General features: G+C 56.1%; 12 protein-coding genes. 7 read left to right on the top strand and 5 right to left on the bottom strand.

The genetic code is table 11. The features are described 5' to 3' along the window. Positions 1-3: 3 nt before the first annotated feature. From parS to OHL14_RS00980, 3 genes are all read right to left on the bottom strand, one after another. Positions 4-459 carry a type II RES/Xre toxin-antitoxin system antitoxin gene (gene parS / locus OHL14_RS00970; RefSeq protein WP_263377435.1) on the bottom strand — a complete coding sequence of 152 codons (456 nt, stop codon included), beginning with the start codon at positions 457-459 and terminating at the stop codon, positions 4-6. A gap of 980 nt (positions 460-1439) precedes the next feature. Continuing rightward, complete coding sequence (locus OHL14_RS00975; protein WP_263377436.1) at positions 1440-2732, bottom strand: OmpA family protein; 1293 nt, start codon at positions 2730-2732, stop codon at positions 1440-1442. 232 nt (positions 2733-2964) lie between these two features. Next, entirely contained in the window at positions 2965-5316 is a 2352-nt protein-coding gene (locus OHL14_RS00980) for an Ig-like domain-containing protein (protein WP_263377437.1), read from the bottom strand. A gap of 402 nt (positions 5317-5718) precedes the next feature. On the opposite strand from OHL14_RS00980, the gene OHL14_RS00985 reads away from it, so the two are divergent. The 4 genes from OHL14_RS00985 to OHL14_RS01000 all read left to right on the top strand — a co-directional run bounded on the left by OHL14_RS00985 (position 5719) and on the right by OHL14_RS01000 (position 8773). Continuing rightward, the gene (locus tag OHL14_RS00985; protein WP_263377438.1) at positions 5719-5844 is read left to right on the top strand and encodes a hypothetical protein; all 126 of its coding nucleotides are present in this window, start codon (positions 5719-5721) and stop codon (positions 5842-5844) included. Between the two features lie 739 nt (positions 5845-6583). After that, positions 6584-7432 (top strand): DUF3300 domain-containing protein, encoded by an 849-nt coding sequence (locus OHL14_RS00990; protein ID WP_263377439.1) that lies wholly within the window; start codon positions 6584-6586, stop codon positions 7430-7432. A gap of 189 nt (positions 7433-7621) precedes the next feature. Next, positions 7622-8143, top strand: coding sequence for an Hsp20/alpha crystallin family protein (locus OHL14_RS00995; protein ID WP_263377440.1), 522 nt, complete (start codon positions 7622-7624; stop codon positions 8141-8143). Between the two features lie 117 nt (positions 8144-8260). Further along, positions 8261-8773, top strand: coding sequence for a phosphate-starvation-inducible PsiE family protein (locus OHL14_RS01000; protein WP_263377441.1), 513 nt, complete (start codon positions 8261-8263; stop codon positions 8771-8773). Positions 8774-9048: 275 nt separating this feature from the next. Here the strand turns inward: OHL14_RS01000 and OHL14_RS01005 are convergent, their stop codons facing one another. Continuing rightward, positions 9049-11877 carry an FG-GAP-like repeat-containing protein gene (locus tag OHL14_RS01005; protein ID WP_263377442.1) on the bottom strand — a complete coding sequence of 943 codons (2829 nt, stop codon included), beginning with the start codon at positions 11875-11877 and terminating at the stop codon, positions 9049-9051. Positions 11878-12118: 241 nt separating this feature from the next. Between OHL14_RS01005 and OHL14_RS01010 the strand changes: the two genes are divergently transcribed. Continuing rightward, entirely contained in the window at positions 12119-13939 is a 1821-nt protein-coding gene (locus OHL14_RS01010) for a winged helix-turn-helix domain-containing tetratricopeptide repeat protein (RefSeq protein ID WP_263377443.1), read from the top strand. 187 nt (positions 13940-14126) lie between these two features. On the opposite strand, the gene OHL14_RS01015 is transcribed toward OHL14_RS01010, so the two are convergent. Continuing rightward, entirely contained in the window at positions 14127-14738 is a 612-nt protein-coding gene (locus OHL14_RS01015; protein WP_263377444.1) for a TetR/AcrR family transcriptional regulator, read from the bottom strand. Between the two features lie 93 nt (positions 14739-14831). On the opposite strand from OHL14_RS01015, the gene OHL14_RS01020 reads away from it, so the two are divergent. After that, positions 14832-15674, top strand: coding sequence for an oxidoreductase (locus OHL14_RS01020; RefSeq protein WP_263377445.1), 843 nt, complete (start codon positions 14832-14834; stop codon positions 15672-15674). A 410-nt stretch (positions 15675-16084) separates the two neighbouring features. Continuing rightward, the coding region (locus tag OHL14_RS01025; RefSeq protein WP_263377446.1) for a hypothetical protein at positions 16085-16960 on the top strand (876 nt) is incomplete at its 3' end.

Consider the following 16960-nt stretch of genomic DNA (forward strand, 5'->3'; position numbering starts at 1 on the left):
TGCTCACGCGGCGAAGCCGTAGTCGAGTTGCAAAAGCATCTCCTCTACCAGACGCGCGCCCGCCTCTGTACGCAACATCTCCAACGGACTGTGTCCTTCGAAATGTGTTTTGATCTTGCGCAGCCACCGAGAGGCCTTCGCATCATCACCAAATACCTCTTCAGCTAAAGAGGTAATCCGAGCAATCCGGACGGCTCGATCAGACTCATCGTGGGTCAGAGATTCACGGCGGGCTTTCCGGTGAACCAATGTGCGGCGTGGGACGATCAAGCTGTAGATTTCTTCATTGCTCATTCCGTGTTGAGAGAGGGATTCAACCGAGGCTAGAGGAAGCCGATCATGCACCAACCTAGCGAGGTCCTTGTCAGACCGCAGTGGCGTGACTCCGAGTTTGATCTCAAGCCGGCGATAGAACATGGCTGGTTCACGCTTGTCGCGGGGTTCGGCAGTCTGAGGCAAAGACCCTCCAGTACAGCTTGCCATAATTATATGGGCATTCTGCTCAAACGGTAATCGAGGCCTAGATCGTATTTCCCGATAATCCAACTTTTCGGAAGTAAATTGCGCCTAGGTAGCTCTACGCGTCTCGACATCCAAGCTAGATAGGTAGCAAGAATGTGCGTTCTCAGCTTGGGCGAGATCGGCCTCGTTTCGAATGGGCTCAACAGAGGCAACCGTCAAAAAGCAAGCATTACAGATAGAAACCCACGACCTGTCGGGCATCTGTCTGTGAAAGAACGCGCGCATTCTCTGATCGTAGTGTAAGAGCATATATAGAGCTGACCACTTTGTGGAGCTTCCATTGAATCGCGTCGACAAACTTTGCCAACACTTCCTCTGACGAAATCGCATGGATGCCACGGTCCGCCTTCCACCGGGCTCAGCGACGCCCTCAAGAGCGACTCAGTCCGTTCACGTCGCTCGTGGCTAGACTGGACCGCCCTAGCTGTTCTCCTCGATCACACTTTGAAGTTGCTGGATGATCCCTTCGAGCTCTGCGACACGACTGCATACTCTGTCCCACATAGTCCTCTGATTAGAGGGGATCACCGTGATGCATTTTCGAGCAATACGATCAGAGCATCAGCCTTTGCAGCTGCTTACAAATAACGGCCATCAGCTGCCTTTCTGAGAACTGATAGAAGTCGGAGGGCCAGTGTGTAGATCCTGAGTTTACAGCAACGATAGCTGATCCCGACCATTCCCAGCGAACCGCAAGCTGTTAGGGAGAGTAGGCAGTACCGCATCGGGAAATGTGCCGAAGATGCGACGGAGCGAAGACAATGTTGTTGAAGCCGACCTTCCTCAATGACAGCTGTGCAGACTGACTAAGTGGCTTAGGCTCCGGGGGTTGATCTCTTCGACGCTTTGTCCGCGTACGATAGCACCTCCGCCGTTCGAGGCTATGTCGATTCGATCGGCGGAGGCTCAGGGAGACGTTAGTTATTCTGTCGTCTCTCCTTTTCGTTGACCCTGACAAGCCCATAGGTGTCATAGACGACACCGGCTGGGATCATAATGACCTCGACGCGCTTTGAATCATCCTGCCCGGTGTAGAGCGAGATGCGTGAGGGGTCGATGCCCTTATCCTCCACGAGATACGCCTTGGCGTGGATAGCGCGCAGAGACGCAACGGCTACCCCGTCTCTCTCCGATTTAGCCGCATAACCGATCAGGTCCACCGTGGCGCCGGAGTCATGCTGCAGCGCTAAAGTTACGTGATCAAGAAATGCCTTTGCTTCATTGTCGATGCGCGTGGGTCTGCGAAGATCGCGCCCGAAGAGAATGGCTCCGAGATCGTTGAAGGGTATAACCGGCACAACCACTGCCGTCAGTAAGACAGGGACAGTCTGCGTCGCACCATGGCCCAGATCATCCACCACATGTACCGTGACCAGGGCTGTTCCTGCTCCGAGACCTGCGGTCGTCAGTAGAGCGGTTGAGCCATTGGCTGCAATCGTGCCTTCATTCGCTGCATAGGTGAAGGTCAACGGACGTCCCAGAGAGCTGACTCCATTTGCCGCAATGGTCGACGACTCTCCGGCATTGATCTGCGCTGGAACAGCCGTCGCCGCCAGTGTGACGACATCGACCGGCGCCGCGATGACCGGGGCTGGTGCCGCTATCGGAGCGACCATCGCTGGAGCAAGCGCGGCAGGTGCGGCGAATGCTGCTTTCCCGCCAAAGGAGAACACCACGCCAGCCTGAATTCGCAGGCCACGCAGATTGCTGGCAGGAACAGTGGGCGAAGGTCCAAAGCGATGGTTGGAATACACAAAGTCCGCCTGCACCGGTCGCACGGAGATATGGTGAGCAACAGGGATGTCCAGGCCGCCTCCTGCGATCAGGCCGAACGCGGTGTCTTGATGAAACTCAGATGGTGACAGGCGGTCCACCCCAAACAAAACCTCCGCGAAGGGAGTGATATGGCGAGTGCGCAACAGGAACTGCGGTCCGGCGGCGATGTTGTAGGCATCGCCATTGCCGGCCCGTTGTGCAGGTGTTCCACTCTTTCCGTCCCAGTGTCCGCTGGCATCGATGGTGCCACCCACCCAGCGCGTGATGGGTATCGTGATGCTGGCCCCGGCGCCCTTGGTCATCGCGCAGAGGCAACTACTCACCGGCAGAATGCCACTGGGTAACAGCCCGCTCGTAACGGTGTTCGGATAAAGGTAGGAGTAACCGCCGAAGATCTCGACACGGGGTGTCTCCGCGGCGTATCCGGCGCTCATGCTCTGAGCTGAGCTAATGACGCTTCCTGCAAGCAAAGCAACGGCAAGAGACGCCGCATATCTGAACTGCCTCCCAGCAACGTACTGTCTTGATTGAATGGCGAGAGTGCTGCGAGTCGTAATAATGGCTGACATACAAAATCCTCCGTGCGGTTCCGTGCGCGATGCTGTGTGGGCAGGCTGGTAGCCGGGAAAGCCGAGAATCTATCTGCGATAGGCCTCGGCACCGGTGCTAGGGAGCCGTGACGATGTTTGTATCGAGAGTGACCGCCGCATTGAGTGCCAGCGCCCTGCCGGTAAGATTGGCACCGGTGTCGAGCGTGATGGAAGAAAAGCTCAAGATCGTTCCGTCGAAGACGGAGTTGACGCCGAGCGTTGCTGAACTTCCGGTCTGCCAGAAGATGTTCTTGGCCTGCGCTCCGTTCAGCAGAACAATCTTCGTATTCCCGAGGGTCACAAACGACGACCCGATCTGAAAGATGAAGACAGCGTTCGTATTTCCTTGCGCATCGAGAGTCAGATTTCCCGAGGTGAGCGTGACCGAAGAGGCGTTCTTATACAAGCCAGGAGTCAACGTGAGTCCGCTGAGCTCTGAAGGGAGCACAGCCGGATTGGCCAACAGCGCGACGTTGTTGTAAGCGATCGTGGCGTCAAGCTCTGCCTGAGCCGCAGTCGCGTCCGTAACGTTCTGCACCGCAGGACTGACCAGAATCCCTGGAGGAAAACCTGTCACGGATGTACCCGGACTTAATCCCAGATTCTCCCCTGTGATCACCGTGAAGCCTGTGTTCGTCACCGTGCTTGCGCCCAGGATGCCGAAGTTGGCAGCCGTACCCAGGTTCACGATTGACTGGCACGTCTGACTCGAAGTGGTGAAGCTCCACACAAAGTTGCTCGACAAGGCCACGCCCGCAACGCTCTGCGCTCCGGTATTTATCGTGGCGGTGTAGACCGTACTTGCCAGAAAAGGAGTTGCCGGTGTGAACGTCGCCACCTTATCGGTCGCATCCAACGTGACGGTCCCAGCGATATTGGGAATCATGCTGAAGGTATTGGTATTGATGTTGGACGGGTTCATCGCCTGGCTGAAGGTGGCGGTTGCCACCGAGTTGGGACAAACACCAATCGCCCCGGCAGGCGCAGTCGCGTTGGTGACCGTCGGCACGGCCACCGAGGCACAACTGCTTGCACCCGTCGTGAACGTCCAGACGTAGTTTGCGGCCATCGCATTTCCAAAGCTGTCCTGCGCCGCGTTGGTGATGGTGACGGTATAGGCGGTACTCAAAGCGACAGGTGCGGTTGGAGTAAAGGTGAACACCGTATCCGTTGCATTCGCAGCGACATTGCCTGCAACCGCGATGCCTCCCGCGACGACCGTGAAATCCGTCGCGTTGATCGATAGCGGATTCATCGCCTGCGCATACGTCGCCGTAATAACGGTGTTTGGACATACACCCGTTGCACCGTTTGTAGGCGTAACCGTGGCTGGTGGTGCGGGAGGAGCGCAGGGATTGGCTCCCGTTGTAAAGCTCCACACGAAAGGCGCCGCCAGAATGTTTCCGTAGAGATCGCGAACCGCCGTCGTAAGCGTTGCCGTATAAGTCGTGTTGAGCGCGAGCACCGTGCCTGGCGCGAAGAGTGCCTGGTTCGCAGCGGAGGAGTAGCTCACCTTTCCAGCAACCGGCGCTGCTCCGGGTCCCGTGATGAGGAAGCTGGTCGAACTGAGGCTCGTGGGATCGATGGGTTCGCTGAAGGTAGCCCCGATCACTTTGTTCGGGCACACCGCCGTCACTCCTGCCACTGGAGTGACAGAGATCACCGTGGGCGCAGGCATACAGGCATTGGAAGCTGTGGTGAAGCTGGAGACATAGTTGGAGACCAGACTGTTCCCATAGGTATCCTGCGCGGCTGTCGTAATGGTCGCCGTATAAGTCGCCTGCGCGGAAAGACTGCTGGAAGGTGTCAGTGTAAAGACGGTGTTGGCAGCGTTATGGCTGACCGTGCCAATGATCCCAGGGGCGAGCGTGAAATCAGCCGCGCTGATCGTCGCTGGATTCATCGCCTCGCTGAAGGTCGCGACCACCGTCGCATTCGGGCAGGCACCCGTTGAGTTCGCTGTCGGCGTGAGACTTGTGATCACAGGGGCTGGATGACAGCCGTTCGCTGCCGTAGTGAAAGCCCAGGTATAAGGTGCCGCCAGCTTGTTGCCGTACAAATCGAGCGCACCGCCGGTGATCGTCGCAGTATAGGTAACGCCCGACCCCAGCACAGCGGTTGGGGTAAAGGTTGCGGAGTTATTCGCAGAGTTGTACGTGACACTTCCAGCTACCAGCGCTCCCCCGGAACCGGAAACCACAAAGGTTGCCCCAGAGATCGTAGCGGGATTCATGGGTTCGCTGAAATTGGCAGTGAGAATCGCATTGGGGCAGGTCGTGGTAGAGCCACTCAACGGGCCGATCACGAGAACCGTAGGAGGAGCTGTACCGACAAGGCTAGGTGTGCAACAACCAACGGCCAAAGCAAGAAGAGCAGCCCCAGTGAGCCAGCTCGTGATGTGTCCAGTGAAACTCTGCGATATACGCATAAATGCACAACTCTCTATGCCGCGAGCCGAACCACACGGTTTGAAGGTGGAACGCAAACGGGGGCATAAGCTGACACTAGCCGCTTTTCATAACACGACGACATAATTACTTCGGCCGCAAAATCGAGTCTTTCCGGATCGGGAATATGCAGAGTTTGAAGGCTAATCGCGAATGCACAACCCGGAGAGTCCAAGCCAACGTCAAGGTGCCTCCTTTGCTCAGGATCGTCAGATCAGCTCCACTCGACCAAGGAACCATCCGAACGCATCGGCTTCGCTCTTGGTATTCGAATCACATACCCGCACGTATACCAACAGAAATCTAGCGGCCATCAAGCTCCGTGTGGACAGGCTTCTAGCTTGTACCACACGGAAATCCGGAACGAAGAGAGGAACCGCAATATGCGATACACACCTCCCCAAATCACTGGCAACTTTCCCGCTGTCTCAACCATCAAGCCGACCAAAGGTCTCCCTCCCGTCGAAACTTCAGACCCGACCGAGATCTCCAGCAATGCCGCGTACTAAGCTGACGAGTAGCCTGGGCTGCACAGTCCGATCACAATCAAGTCCAGTCTCTGCTCCCGGGGAGAGACTGGACTCAATCCTGGGTCTAGAAGGACCTGGGAATGTCGCTTCAAGTGGGATAGTAGTGTCGTAGGTTGCGTGCGGCAAGCAAACCTAAAATTCGATTGCTAAGGTAGATCTCAGCCACCGGGCTGATGGAAGGACTTGTCGTCACTTCGGTGATGCGGAGTTTCTAAGTAGCGACTCACCTTTCAAGTTTCGTTATGAAGACGCCTTCGTGACTAGTATTGACAACTTTCTCATCCGACATTGGAAACGGTCCCGGATGGACTCACTCGCCCTAGAAGCGAGAGTGTTTTCGTTGACGCAATCAGAGACTCTGAAACCGCGGCTTACATCCTCCACCTCAGCGGAGGGTTACTGCGGCGGACCATCTCATTAGCCGACTTTAAGTTACCGAACCGCGATCAATAAGTGCTTTGTGATTGCGCGTCACTCCATATTCGTTCCTGAAGACAAGAGCGCGCAAAACAACGGGCCGGAGCTGTTGAAGAGAGCCATCGCGGCTGCCTAGTCAGGAGTTTTTTCCCTATAGCCCGTTCGGAGAATCCTCGTCGAGATGATGTGGCTGCCAGACAGTTTTCGTGTGATTTTTCTTGCACTTTTTTAGCGCAACTTTCGGCGGCATCTCGCGTCATATTTCCCCGGAAGTTGAATTTCTTCATGGAGGTGACAGGCCATGAATGCACTGTCCGAATTGAATAACTTGACGTACTCTGCGACGCAAACCAAACCGTTTGGCTGGGTGAAGAAACTCCTGCCTTACGTCCTTCTCGTGATGGGGTTCTCTCCAGTCGCGTTTGCCCAGTCCGTACCATTACCCCCACCCGAACTCGATCATCTGGTTTCGCAGATTGCCCTGTATCCAGACCCTCTGCTTGCCCAGACGCTCACCGCATCGACGTTCTGGAATGAGATACCGGACGCGGCTGCCTGGGCCGACAGGCACTCGAATCTGACCGGTGACGCCTTGGCTCACGCTATCCAAGACGATCATCTCCAGTGGGATCCGAGCGTCCTGGGGCTACTGCCGTTTCCATCAGTGCTCGACATGATGGATCGGGACACGGGGTGGACTCAACGCCTCGGCAACGCCGTTCTCATTCAACGGCCCGACGTGATGGACGCTGTTCAGCGGATGCGGCGTCAGGCCAGGGACTACGGATACCTTGTGCCGAATGGGTACATGAACGTCGTTGACGCAGGTGGATACGTTGAAATCCTCCCATTGAACCCGGGCGTCTTCTACGTACCCTTCTACGATCCGGTCGTGGTCTTCGCTCGTCCTCGTCCCGGCTTCGTTGTGGGAACTGCGATCCATTTCGCTCCGGCGGTGACGATCTCCGCTACTTTCGGCACATGGGGATGGTGGACAGGCCCGGCCTTCTATTGGCCTGCCCATACGATCGTGATTGGAGGACATCCGTGGGAGCGTGGTTGGGTCAACCGCAGCGTCTACGTCCATCCGTATCCGCATGCCTGGCTTCGTCCGGTCGGACCTCGGGTGGAGATTCATCACAGACGATGATGTCTCTTCACTGCCCAAGAAGAGTCCTCGAATGGCGGGCTCTGCGTTTTTCCGGCCCTTAGTTTTCGAGTCAAATGTGAGTGATTTGCAGTCGATTTTCTTGCAACCTTTTTCGCGATGTTGCGTCATAATTTCCGTGAGGCGATGAGCCTCCATATACCAAACTGAGGAAGCTATAAGGAGAGTGCTATGACCACGATGACTCGCTTTGTTCCGTTCCGTTCGCCACTGGAGGGCGTTGCTGTACTCCAGAACCGACTGAACTCGATCTTCAACGACTTCGCCAACCCGGACAGCGAACTGCGCAGTGAAAGCCTCAGCGCAGAGAGCTTCGTGCCCCCAGTCGATATTTATGAAGATGCGAACCGGCTGGTGCTCAAGCTGGAGGTTCCCGGGATTCCCCAAGAGAATCTGCAGATCAATGTTGAGAACCAGACCCTGACCGTCAAGGGCGAACGTAAGTTCGTGCAAGACGAAAAGGAAGAGAACTTCCATCGGATCGAGCGCCGCTACGGCAGCTTCATCCGAAGCTTTAGTCTGCCCTCTTCGATCGACACTGAATCAGCGCGTGCAAGCTACGAGCACGGTGTTCTTTCGGTGACGCTTCAGAAGAAGGAATCTGCCAAGCCAAAGCAGTTGAAGATTGAAATCGGCTCGGGCTCAGACTCGAAGCCAGCGCCGAAGCAGATGGAAGCCTCGCGGGCAGCCTAAGACCCGCGTTCAGCAACAAGCCAACAATACAAACCAACCAAGCCGCAGCAGTGTGAGCTCCTGCGAGCGCACACTGCCGCGGCGGTACTGAGAGGAGCAGTACCGGAGAAGGATGCCATGACGCGATTCTTCAATATCCACTTTCAGAAGCGCTGGGGAACTTTTTCGATCTACGAGAAGTTCGAACATCTCATCATTTCGTTACTGACAGTGGTAATCGCAGCGATCGTAGGTGTGGCAACTTGGCAGCTCATCCTTCACACGTTTGATTTGGTACGCAGTCGCTTGCTGGATCCGAGAGACGCTCAGGTATTTCAGGCCATTTTTGGAATGGTGCTGACTGTTCTGATTGCGATGGAGTTCAAGCACTCCCTTCTGATCGTGCTCCACCAGCAGCGCGACATCGTTCAGATTCGTTCGGTAGTTCTGATCGCACTGCTTGCCTTGGTGCGGAAGTTCATCATCCTGGATATCTACCAAACTCAACCCGCTGTCGTGTTCGCATTGGCTGCTTCTGCTCTATCGCTCGGCATTGTCTTCTGGCTGGTGCGTAATCAGGATGATGATGAGTCTCAAAAGCCGATCCATGATGAGAGTTCAAATCGCAGTACGCCCTTGAACGCGGCGTGAAGCGAAGTACTGACACAATAAGTGGAAATCAATCAATGAAAGGATTTTGTGACCCTGCTCACGAAAAGAATTTGGGAAAGATACTGCCGTTGTTTCTCTCGACCACTTGGGCTGCTGCGCAATGGGAAACGCCGTTCTCGTCAGTAATCATCCCAACCTCCGAAAAAAGCGTTTCCCGTTACTGATGTGAATCAAGTATCCCTTAGCGGATTAATATTTATGTGAGCAGACCACCTGCGGTGGCGCGTCGAGTGAATGCGTTCACGTAAGATCACTTATTTGATCGTGAGTGTGACGGTGGTTGAGTGTGAGATCGCACCACTGGTCGCGGTGATGGTGATGGAAGAGGTCTGAGTCTTCCGCTCTTCGGATCCGCCTCCGCTACACCCAGCCACCACCATCGCAGCGCCAGCCAACAATAGAATGAGCAGCGGGTGTATGGCCTTGCATCCAATTTTACGAAACCTGCGGATGCCGACAAGAGGCAACAATAGCAGTCCGAAGGCAACCAGAGGCATCGGGTCTCTCTGTGGCACGGCACGATTGAGCGCTTGGGCGGCAGAGGTGTCCACCGTAAAGTTAACCGTTACCGGTCCGCTGTTGGCCGGCACCAGGGCTGGGGAGAAGTTGAAGGAAGCTCCATTAGGGAGTCCACTCGCGGTAAAGCTTACAGTGTTGGGATAAGCTCCCCCTGTCGGCGCGAGTTGGAGGCTATAAGTGGTCGCCGCACCTGCGTTCACCGTTTGCATCGTCGCTGATTGGCCTGAAGCCAGCGTGAAGTCCGGGACTGCCCCGGGGGCCGTCACCGTAAAGCTCGTCGTCGTCGTTTCTGCTGTATAACTGCCCGCTGCAGCTTGTGTAGCTGCCAATACCACTGTTCCAACTCCAAGTACCGTAACCGTGGCGCCGGAGATCGTCGCCGGGCCGGAGGTTACCGCGTACGTCACCGCACCAGGAGAGGCCGATGTCGCACTCACTGTAAAAGGATTAGCGCTGGTTGTCTGGTTGGCAATCGGCGCAAAGGTCAGTGTGGGAGTCTGTTCCGTCTGCGCAACGGTAACGGTCGTGGCTGTACTCACTGACGTGATGAAGTTCTGGTCGCCACCGTACACCGCGGTAACAGCATCGGTGCCCACTGGCAGCGCTGTGATGTTCAGCACCGCAACACCGGAAGATAGCGAGCCGGTGCCGATGTTGGCGCCGTTGCTCTGGAAGACGACTGTCTCCGCGTTGGTGCTGAGATTGTTGGAGTTATAGGGGCTTAGCTTTGCCGTCAGCACTACTTGTTGGTCGAATGCAGAGGCACTCAGACTGGAACTCAGCGTCAGCGTCGTTGAAATCTGGGTGCCGATCAACGCCACCGTATTGCCGGAGAGGCTGGGACTATAGGTCGTGTCACCAGTATAACTGGCATCGATTACATGGGTCCCACCGCCGGGAACCACGACACCGGGTAAGGTCGCGGTGGCTGACGTTGGAAATTGATCCAGCAAAATTGTTAAGGGCGCGCCGCTGAGGTCTGCGGTGGCAAGGTCCGGGTGGCCATCGCCATTGAAGTCGCCGACCGCGAGGGAAATGGGAGAAGCGACGAGCGCGTAGGGCGTAGCAGCTTTGAAAGTACCATCCCCATTGCCCAGCAGTACTGCTACGGTATCGTCACCACTATTGGCCGCAGCGATATCCAGAATGCCATCGCCATCGAAGTCACCTGCGGCGACTGAATAGGATATGTTACCGGCCACGTACCGCAATCCGGCTTTGAAGGTGCCATCCCCATTGCCTAACAGCACGGTCACGCTGCCGACGTTCCCAGTGACAAGATCCGGGATGCCGTCGCCATTGAAGTCGCCCACAGAGACTGAATAGGGATCAACGTCGGCCTCGTACGCCACCCCGGCTTTGAAGGTCCCGTCTCCATTGCCGAGCATAACATTCACGATATTACTTTCGCTGGGGACGGTAGCAAGATCCAGAATACCGTCCCCATTGAAGTCGCCCACAGCGATTGCAGTGGGAACATTATTGGTCGAGTGCGTTATGGGCGCTTTGAAAGTACCGTCTCCATTACCCAGTAACACCGATAAGGTTTCGTCCTGGATATTGGCCGTGACAAGATCCGGGATGCCGTCGCCGTTGAAGTCGCCGACCACCACCGCATTGGGAGCCCTGTTGATCGAATACGTCACAGCGGCCCTGAAAGTACCGTCTCCATTGCCCAGTAACACCGATACAGTATTGTCCCCATTGTTGGCCGTGACGATATCCGAGAGGCCATCGCTATTGAAGTCGCCGACCGCGACCGATTCGGGACTTGTACCGACGCCGTATGTCACCCCAGAGTTGAACGTGCCGTCTCCGTTGCCAAGGAACACCGTCACAGCATTGCCAGGACCAATACTGGCCCTCTCATTTGCCACGACGAGGTCAGTAATGCCCTTGTCACGGAAGTCCCCTATTGCAACTGCTCTCGCACCAAACGCTGTAACGTTGGGGGGCGTGTATGGAGCCGCGAAAGTCGGAAGCGATAGGTTCAGCGCGATTGTACCTAGAGCGGAGTTGGCATTCGTAGTATCCAGAAACGAGATACTGCCGGTGGCCGCTGGCAATCGTCCGGCAAGAGTCGCAGTCAGCGTGTAGTTCCCCGGCACCCCAGTCGCTGTGACCGCCGTTGAAATCGGTTTTGGGGAGACTGTAAGTGGTTCCGTTGCTGAAGTGCTGCTGGAATGAGTTGACGTTCCTACGAAGATCGCCTTATAGCTGTGCTGGCCTGATCCAGGGGTGAATGTGTAGGAGGCTATGCCAGACGATGTCACTTGCCCCGTGCCGAGCAGATGCTGATCGGTGCAATAGGGTGCTGTCGTGTCGCAAAATTTGACCAGTCCAATGGCCGTTGGCGTCACAACTGCTTCCAAGACCACCGTTGTACCTGAGGCAACAATTGTGACCTCGTGGGTTGCGCTCAAGATGGTGAGCGCTGTGGCTGTAGGCGCAGCAGCGGCATGGGCAGCGAGCGGAGCAAGGGCAGAGGTGAGCGCCGCCAAGGCAAAGCAGAGGGCACGGAGCGGCTTCGATATCGAGTGAACTGTACGTCTTCCTGGGGTCATCGTCCTGGATAATCCTTGTGGAGAATCTTGCTAACGAAGCTATTCCGGTGTGCGGCAACGGTGATGGACAATGCCAGTCTTGTTGTCTGTGTGTCGCTTCGAAACTGTAGAGATCATGCTGAAACGATGGGTGTGATGTCCTCATGGAACTCGTATGGAACCGTGATGATTCTCAAAGTTCGCCCACTTCGTCCATAATTGACCAGAAAGACTTCCCTTCGGGCAGCGCAAAGGAGCCGCAGTGATCTTCCGTTTCGGTCGATTTCAGGCAGACGACTCTGCCTTCTGCCTGAAAATCGATGGCGTACCTGTTCCCTTGGAGCCTAAGGCTTTGCGCCTGCTGCTCTATCTCATCGAGAACCGCGGGCGCTTGGTCCGCAAGCAAGAACTGCTTAATACCGTCTGGGCCGATGCCGCGGTGACGGATAGCGCGCTTACCCGTTCCGTCGGGCTACTCCGCAAGACCCTGGACGACAATTCGCGCGAGCCCCGCTTCATTGAGACCATCCCGACCGCAGGTTTCCGGTTCATCGCTCAGGTGGAACTCGGCACGGAGGAACCAGCTGTCAGCGAACCTGTCCCCACGCCAGTTCCCGACGCACCGGCGGAGACCTATCCCGGGACTCGCTCACAGTTACTCCTTGCCGCGCTCGTGATCTTCTGTCTAGCCGCGGTTGCGGCCTCTCGGCTTCTAGCGAATCGTCAGCGATCGATGCCTATTCGGTCCCTGGCGGTGCTTCCGCTCGACAATCTATCCGGAGACCCCTCCCAGGAATACTTCGCCGATGGAATGACCGACGAGCTGATCACGGAGCTCGCGCGCATTCCCAACCTTACGGTCGTTTCCCGCACCTCCGTGATTGCCGGCAAAGGCACTCACCGTTCACTTCCCGATATCGCGCGCCAGTTGAATGTCGACGCGATCCTGGAAGGCTCTATTGTCCGCTCCGGCGGCCGTATCCGTATTACCGCCCAGCTCATCGACGCTCACACCGACCGTCACCTCTGGGCTCAGTCCTTCGAAGGTTCTGCGTCCGATGTCCTCACGCTACAGGACAGCGTTGCCCAGCAGATCGCCAACCAGGCGCGTCTTGTCCTTGACCCTTCCCCGCCACGCGCCCCGATCAGTCCCGCCGCGCACGATGCTTATCTCCGTGGCCGATACTTCTTCAACAAACAGGATTTTCGCCACAGCCTCGAATCGTACAAGCAGGCCATTGCCCTCGACTCGAAGTACGCACCCGCTTACGCGGGTTACGCTTCCGCGCTTGATGCCGCCGCAACATTCGACATCGGTACCCCGGAACAACTGATGCCCAAAGCCCTAATTGCCGCCCAGCAGGCCATTCAGCTCGATCCGCAAAACGGCGAGGCCTACACCGCGCTTGGTAGCGTTCAGAACATCTACGAGTGGAATTGGACTGCAGCCGAGCAGAACCTTGTCCGCGGCGTTTCTTTAAACCCTAATGACTCGATTGCGGAATTTAAGTATGCCATCTACCTTGACGGCGTAGGCCGAGTAAAGGATGCAGTCACTCATATGCGGCGCGCCGTTCAGCTGGATCCGTTATCTTTTATCGCGAACCGACGTCTTGGCGCTACCCTTTATCTTGCGCGCGAATTCGACGAAGCACTCGCTCAGCTGCAACGTACTTCCGAGTTGGAAAACCAACCCGCCTCCATCGAGAAATATGTGAGTCTCATCTACGAGCAAAAGGGTGACCAGGATGAAGCGGTACAGCACGATCTGAGAGCGCTGCACGAGGGCGAAAGACAACTCGACACTGTCGCCCTTCTCAGGGTGTATCAGCAGCAAGGCTGGCAACCCTACTGGCACGCTCGCACCCGCGCGCTTCTTAAGGACTCTCCCCGATCGTGCACTGCTTACGAGATCGGTATCAACGATCTTCGAGTGAACGAACTTAATCAGGCCTTCGACGCTTTCCAACACGCGCTCGACACCCACTGCTTCTACATGACGCTCATCCGAGTAGACCCGCTGTTTGACTCCGTGCGCCGCGACTCCCGCTACGTAGCTCTCCTAAAACGTATGCATCAGTAGGTGGATCGGTTTAGACGGACCCAGCGCGACGAACCGCTGTAGGCGAAATGGGCCTCTCCCCCCCCCCGCATCTGCTGCGAAGAGTCAACAAACGCCGAACCACCGATGCGCTCAGCAACGGGATCAGTCCTAGAAATGGGATGAGCAGTGCCTCCCGAAAAGGAGCAGACTGTTCCAATTTCTCAGGTTAATCAGTGATGGGTACGCGCCTTGTTCGCGATTGCGCAGACGTGCCATGTCCTTTGAGGAACTGACGGTAGATGTGGTCAGAGAAACGCTCGTCGAGTGCGCCTGAACCCACGAGCAGGCGATAGTAGAGCGATCCGTACAAGAGATCGATCGCGGCGTCGATATCCAAGTCACTTCGGAGAGAGCCTTCCGCCATAGCTGCCTGCATGATTTGGCGAACGCCTGCACGTCGTGGATTTAGCCAGCGCTCCCTAAATGCAACCGCGAGCTCGGGATCGGATTGGGCCTCGGCGACAAGGGAGCGGATGAGGTTCCCGCGGGAACTCCGAAAGAACGCTACCTGCAGTTCAAGTTGCCCCCGAAGGCTTTCGACTGCACTGCGGGCTTCCGGAAAGTCGGTCTCGCTTCCGATGAGAACAAGAAGCGAATCCATGACCAGGGCAGCCTTATTGGGCCAGTGACGGTAGATCGTCATCTTCCCCACACCAGCTTCGGCCGCGATCTCGTTTACACTGACGGCCCGAAAGCCACGCTTCGTCACCATCTTCAGAGCAGCCTTAAGTACGGCGTCGTGTGCAGCCTGGCTTCGCGGTCTCCCGATCTCACCCATTTAGAATTCCTCTCCACGAATGCACCCTTTTCGATACTTACGGTATCATATGCTCTATACGAATCGATACCATGGGTATCGTAAGGAGATCCAATGGACAGGGTTGTGGTTATTACTGGCGTCAGCAGTGGGCTGGGCAAGGCATTTGCAACAGCTTTGCTTCAAGCGGGGTTCAAAGTAGTTGGAACTGTGAGAAAGCAAGAGGCTGTGGAAGACTTCGAGCAGCTCAAGCCCGGCTCGGCATTTGCGCGCATTCTTGACGTAACGGATACACCCGAGCGACTTTCTTCCGTCGTCGGAGAAGTAGAGCAGAATGTCGGCCCGACTTATGCGTTGATCAACAATGCGGGGTATGGCCATGAAGGAACGCTGGAGGAGAGTTCGTTGGATGAGCTACGGCAGCAGTTCGAGGTCAATGTCTTCGGTGCGGTTGCAATGATGAAGGCCGTTCTGCCGTATATGCGTGCACGGCGGGAGGGCCGAATCCTCAATGTGACCTCCATGGGAGGCCTTATGACAATGCCCGGACTTTCGTGTTACCACGGCAGTAAGTTTGCGCTCGAGGGAATTTCATCCTCTCTCGCCAAAGAGGTGAGGCCTTTGGGGATTTATGTGACCGCAATTGAACCTGGCATGTTTCGAACGGACTGGGCCAGTCGCTCGATGGTGCGTTCGGCACGAACGATCGCTGATTATGACGCGATCTTCGATCCGATTCGCGAGGCTCGGAAATCGCGAAGCGGCCATCAGCCGGGTGATCCGGCCAAGGCCGGGAAGGCCATTGCGGAATTCATCATTGCGCCTGAGCCACCGCTGCATCTGCTACTCGGGTCTGACGCATTCGACTACGTGCATAAGGAATTGGAGGTACTCCAAAGCGAGTTTTCGACCTGGAAACCCCTTACGCGATCCACCAACTTCGAACAGACAGCCTAAGACGCCACTGCCTTTGGCTTCGTATAGGTTCACTCACAATCTGTCCGAGGCCCTTGGGCAACGAAACATAGGCTCATCGGAGGTGATCTGCACTTATCGATCAGCGCATTGACGATTATGCACTCATCCATATCACAGATGACGAGATGAGCGTTTATGAGGAGTTATCAACAGTCGAGCTTTCGCGCGTGTTTTCTAAAGGTCACTGCACCCATTGCCCGACTAAATACCGATTGACGCGCTTATCTGCCCGATGGGATGATGTTAGTGCGATGTATTTCTCCAAGAGCTAAACCGGATTCAGAAGCAGGCAGGCTGCTACCAGCGGTCATATGTATCCCTGCCTTAAATCTGACTCGACGACGCATACCACCGTCGTCCACTCACCGGTTTAGAAATTGGGGAATTTTATGTCCTGGTCTGAACGTCTCGTTCAGGATCACAGGAAGCGGACGGATCGCGCCATTCATCGCGCTTGCAGCCACCTCGCCTCTGATCCACTTACTTTTGCAAAGTTCCACGAGCTGCTGATTTGTGCTCGCACCCGCGCGCCACGATTGTTTGATGCGCCGGTCAAGGATGGCAGGCATCTCGGCGTCGACGCGCTCTTCCACCTGGCTCGCTTCCGAAGCGCGCACATTCGCCCAACAGCGGAGTGGACGGGTACGTTAGCCTCCTGGCGCTCCTCAGTGGCGTCCTTAGCGCACCATCTGACCTGTCGATACGAAATCCCCGCTTTTATGGCCTCGGTCTGGTTTGCAGTTGATGCCGCAGGGGACGAGAAACGTTCATGGGTGATCGCACATTCACGCGGAGCGAGCTTTCGTTCACTCGATCTGCCAGTCACCATGACGCGAAAGATGGAACATATCTTTCTTGCATCGGACGACCATTTGGGGCTGGAGCCAGCACTTCGCAGAGCCGAGTTGCTTGCTCTAGGCATGCCTACCGCATTTATGAATGCCATCCTGTCCACGCGACTAGCGACGGATTTGCGCAATGGTGGCTTCTGGCGCACCGTCTGGATGTTCTTCATCGCGCACGTCGAAGAACTTGAGCCTACACAGATTGGGCCCATAATCGACTACATTCAGTCCATCCGGCACGATCGAATCCAAATAGAGACACAGGACGGCATTATGGAAGCCGCCCCGCCGCAGCCTTCGTTTTGCATGAAAGGGCGAACAGTGTCGTCCATGCTCCGCCTGATGAGGGAATGGCATCGTGATCTTGGCACATCACATAGCACTGCCGCATTCACGTGGACCCGGTCTCCTTTCAAACCG

The sequence above is a fragment of the Granulicella paludicola genome (assembly GCF_025685545.1).
GTDB classification, from domain to species: Bacteria; Acidobacteriota; Terriglobia; order Terriglobales; family Acidobacteriaceae; genus Granulicella; species Granulicella paludicola.

Bases quoted from the DNA above. Each gene is read 5' to 3' on its own strand.
- OHL14_RS00975 (WP_263377436.1), bottom strand. From the start codon at position 2,732: ATGAGCGCCGGATACGCCGCGGAGACACCCCGTGTCGAGATCTTCGGC.
- OHL14_RS00980 (WP_263377437.1), bottom strand. From the start codon at position 5,316: ATGCGTATATCGCAGAGTTTCACTGGACACATCACGAGCTGGCTCACT.
- OHL14_RS00985 (WP_263377438.1), top strand. From the start codon at position 5,719: ATGCGATACACACCTCCCCAAATCACTGGCAACTTTCCCGCTGTCTCA.
- OHL14_RS00990 (WP_263377439.1), top strand. From the start codon at position 6,584: ATGAATGCACTGTCCGAATTGAATAACTTGACGTACTCTGCGACGCAA.
- OHL14_RS00995 (WP_263377440.1), top strand. From the start codon at position 7,622: ATGACCACGATGACTCGCTTTGTTCCGTTCCGTTCGCCACTGGAGGGC.
- OHL14_RS01000 (WP_263377441.1), top strand. From the start codon at position 8,261: ATGACGCGATTCTTCAATATCCACTTTCAGAAGCGCTGGGGAACTTTT.
- OHL14_RS01005 (WP_263377442.1), bottom strand. From the start codon at position 11,877: ATGACCCCAGGAAGACGTACAGTTCACTCGATATCGAAGCCGCTCCGT.
- OHL14_RS01015 (WP_263377444.1), bottom strand. From the start codon at position 14,738: ATGGGTGAGATCGGGAGACCGCGAAGCCAGGCTGCACACGACGCCGTA.
- OHL14_RS01020 (WP_263377445.1), top strand. From the start codon at position 14,832: ATGGACAGGGTTGTGGTTATTACTGGCGTCAGCAGTGGGCTGGGCAAG.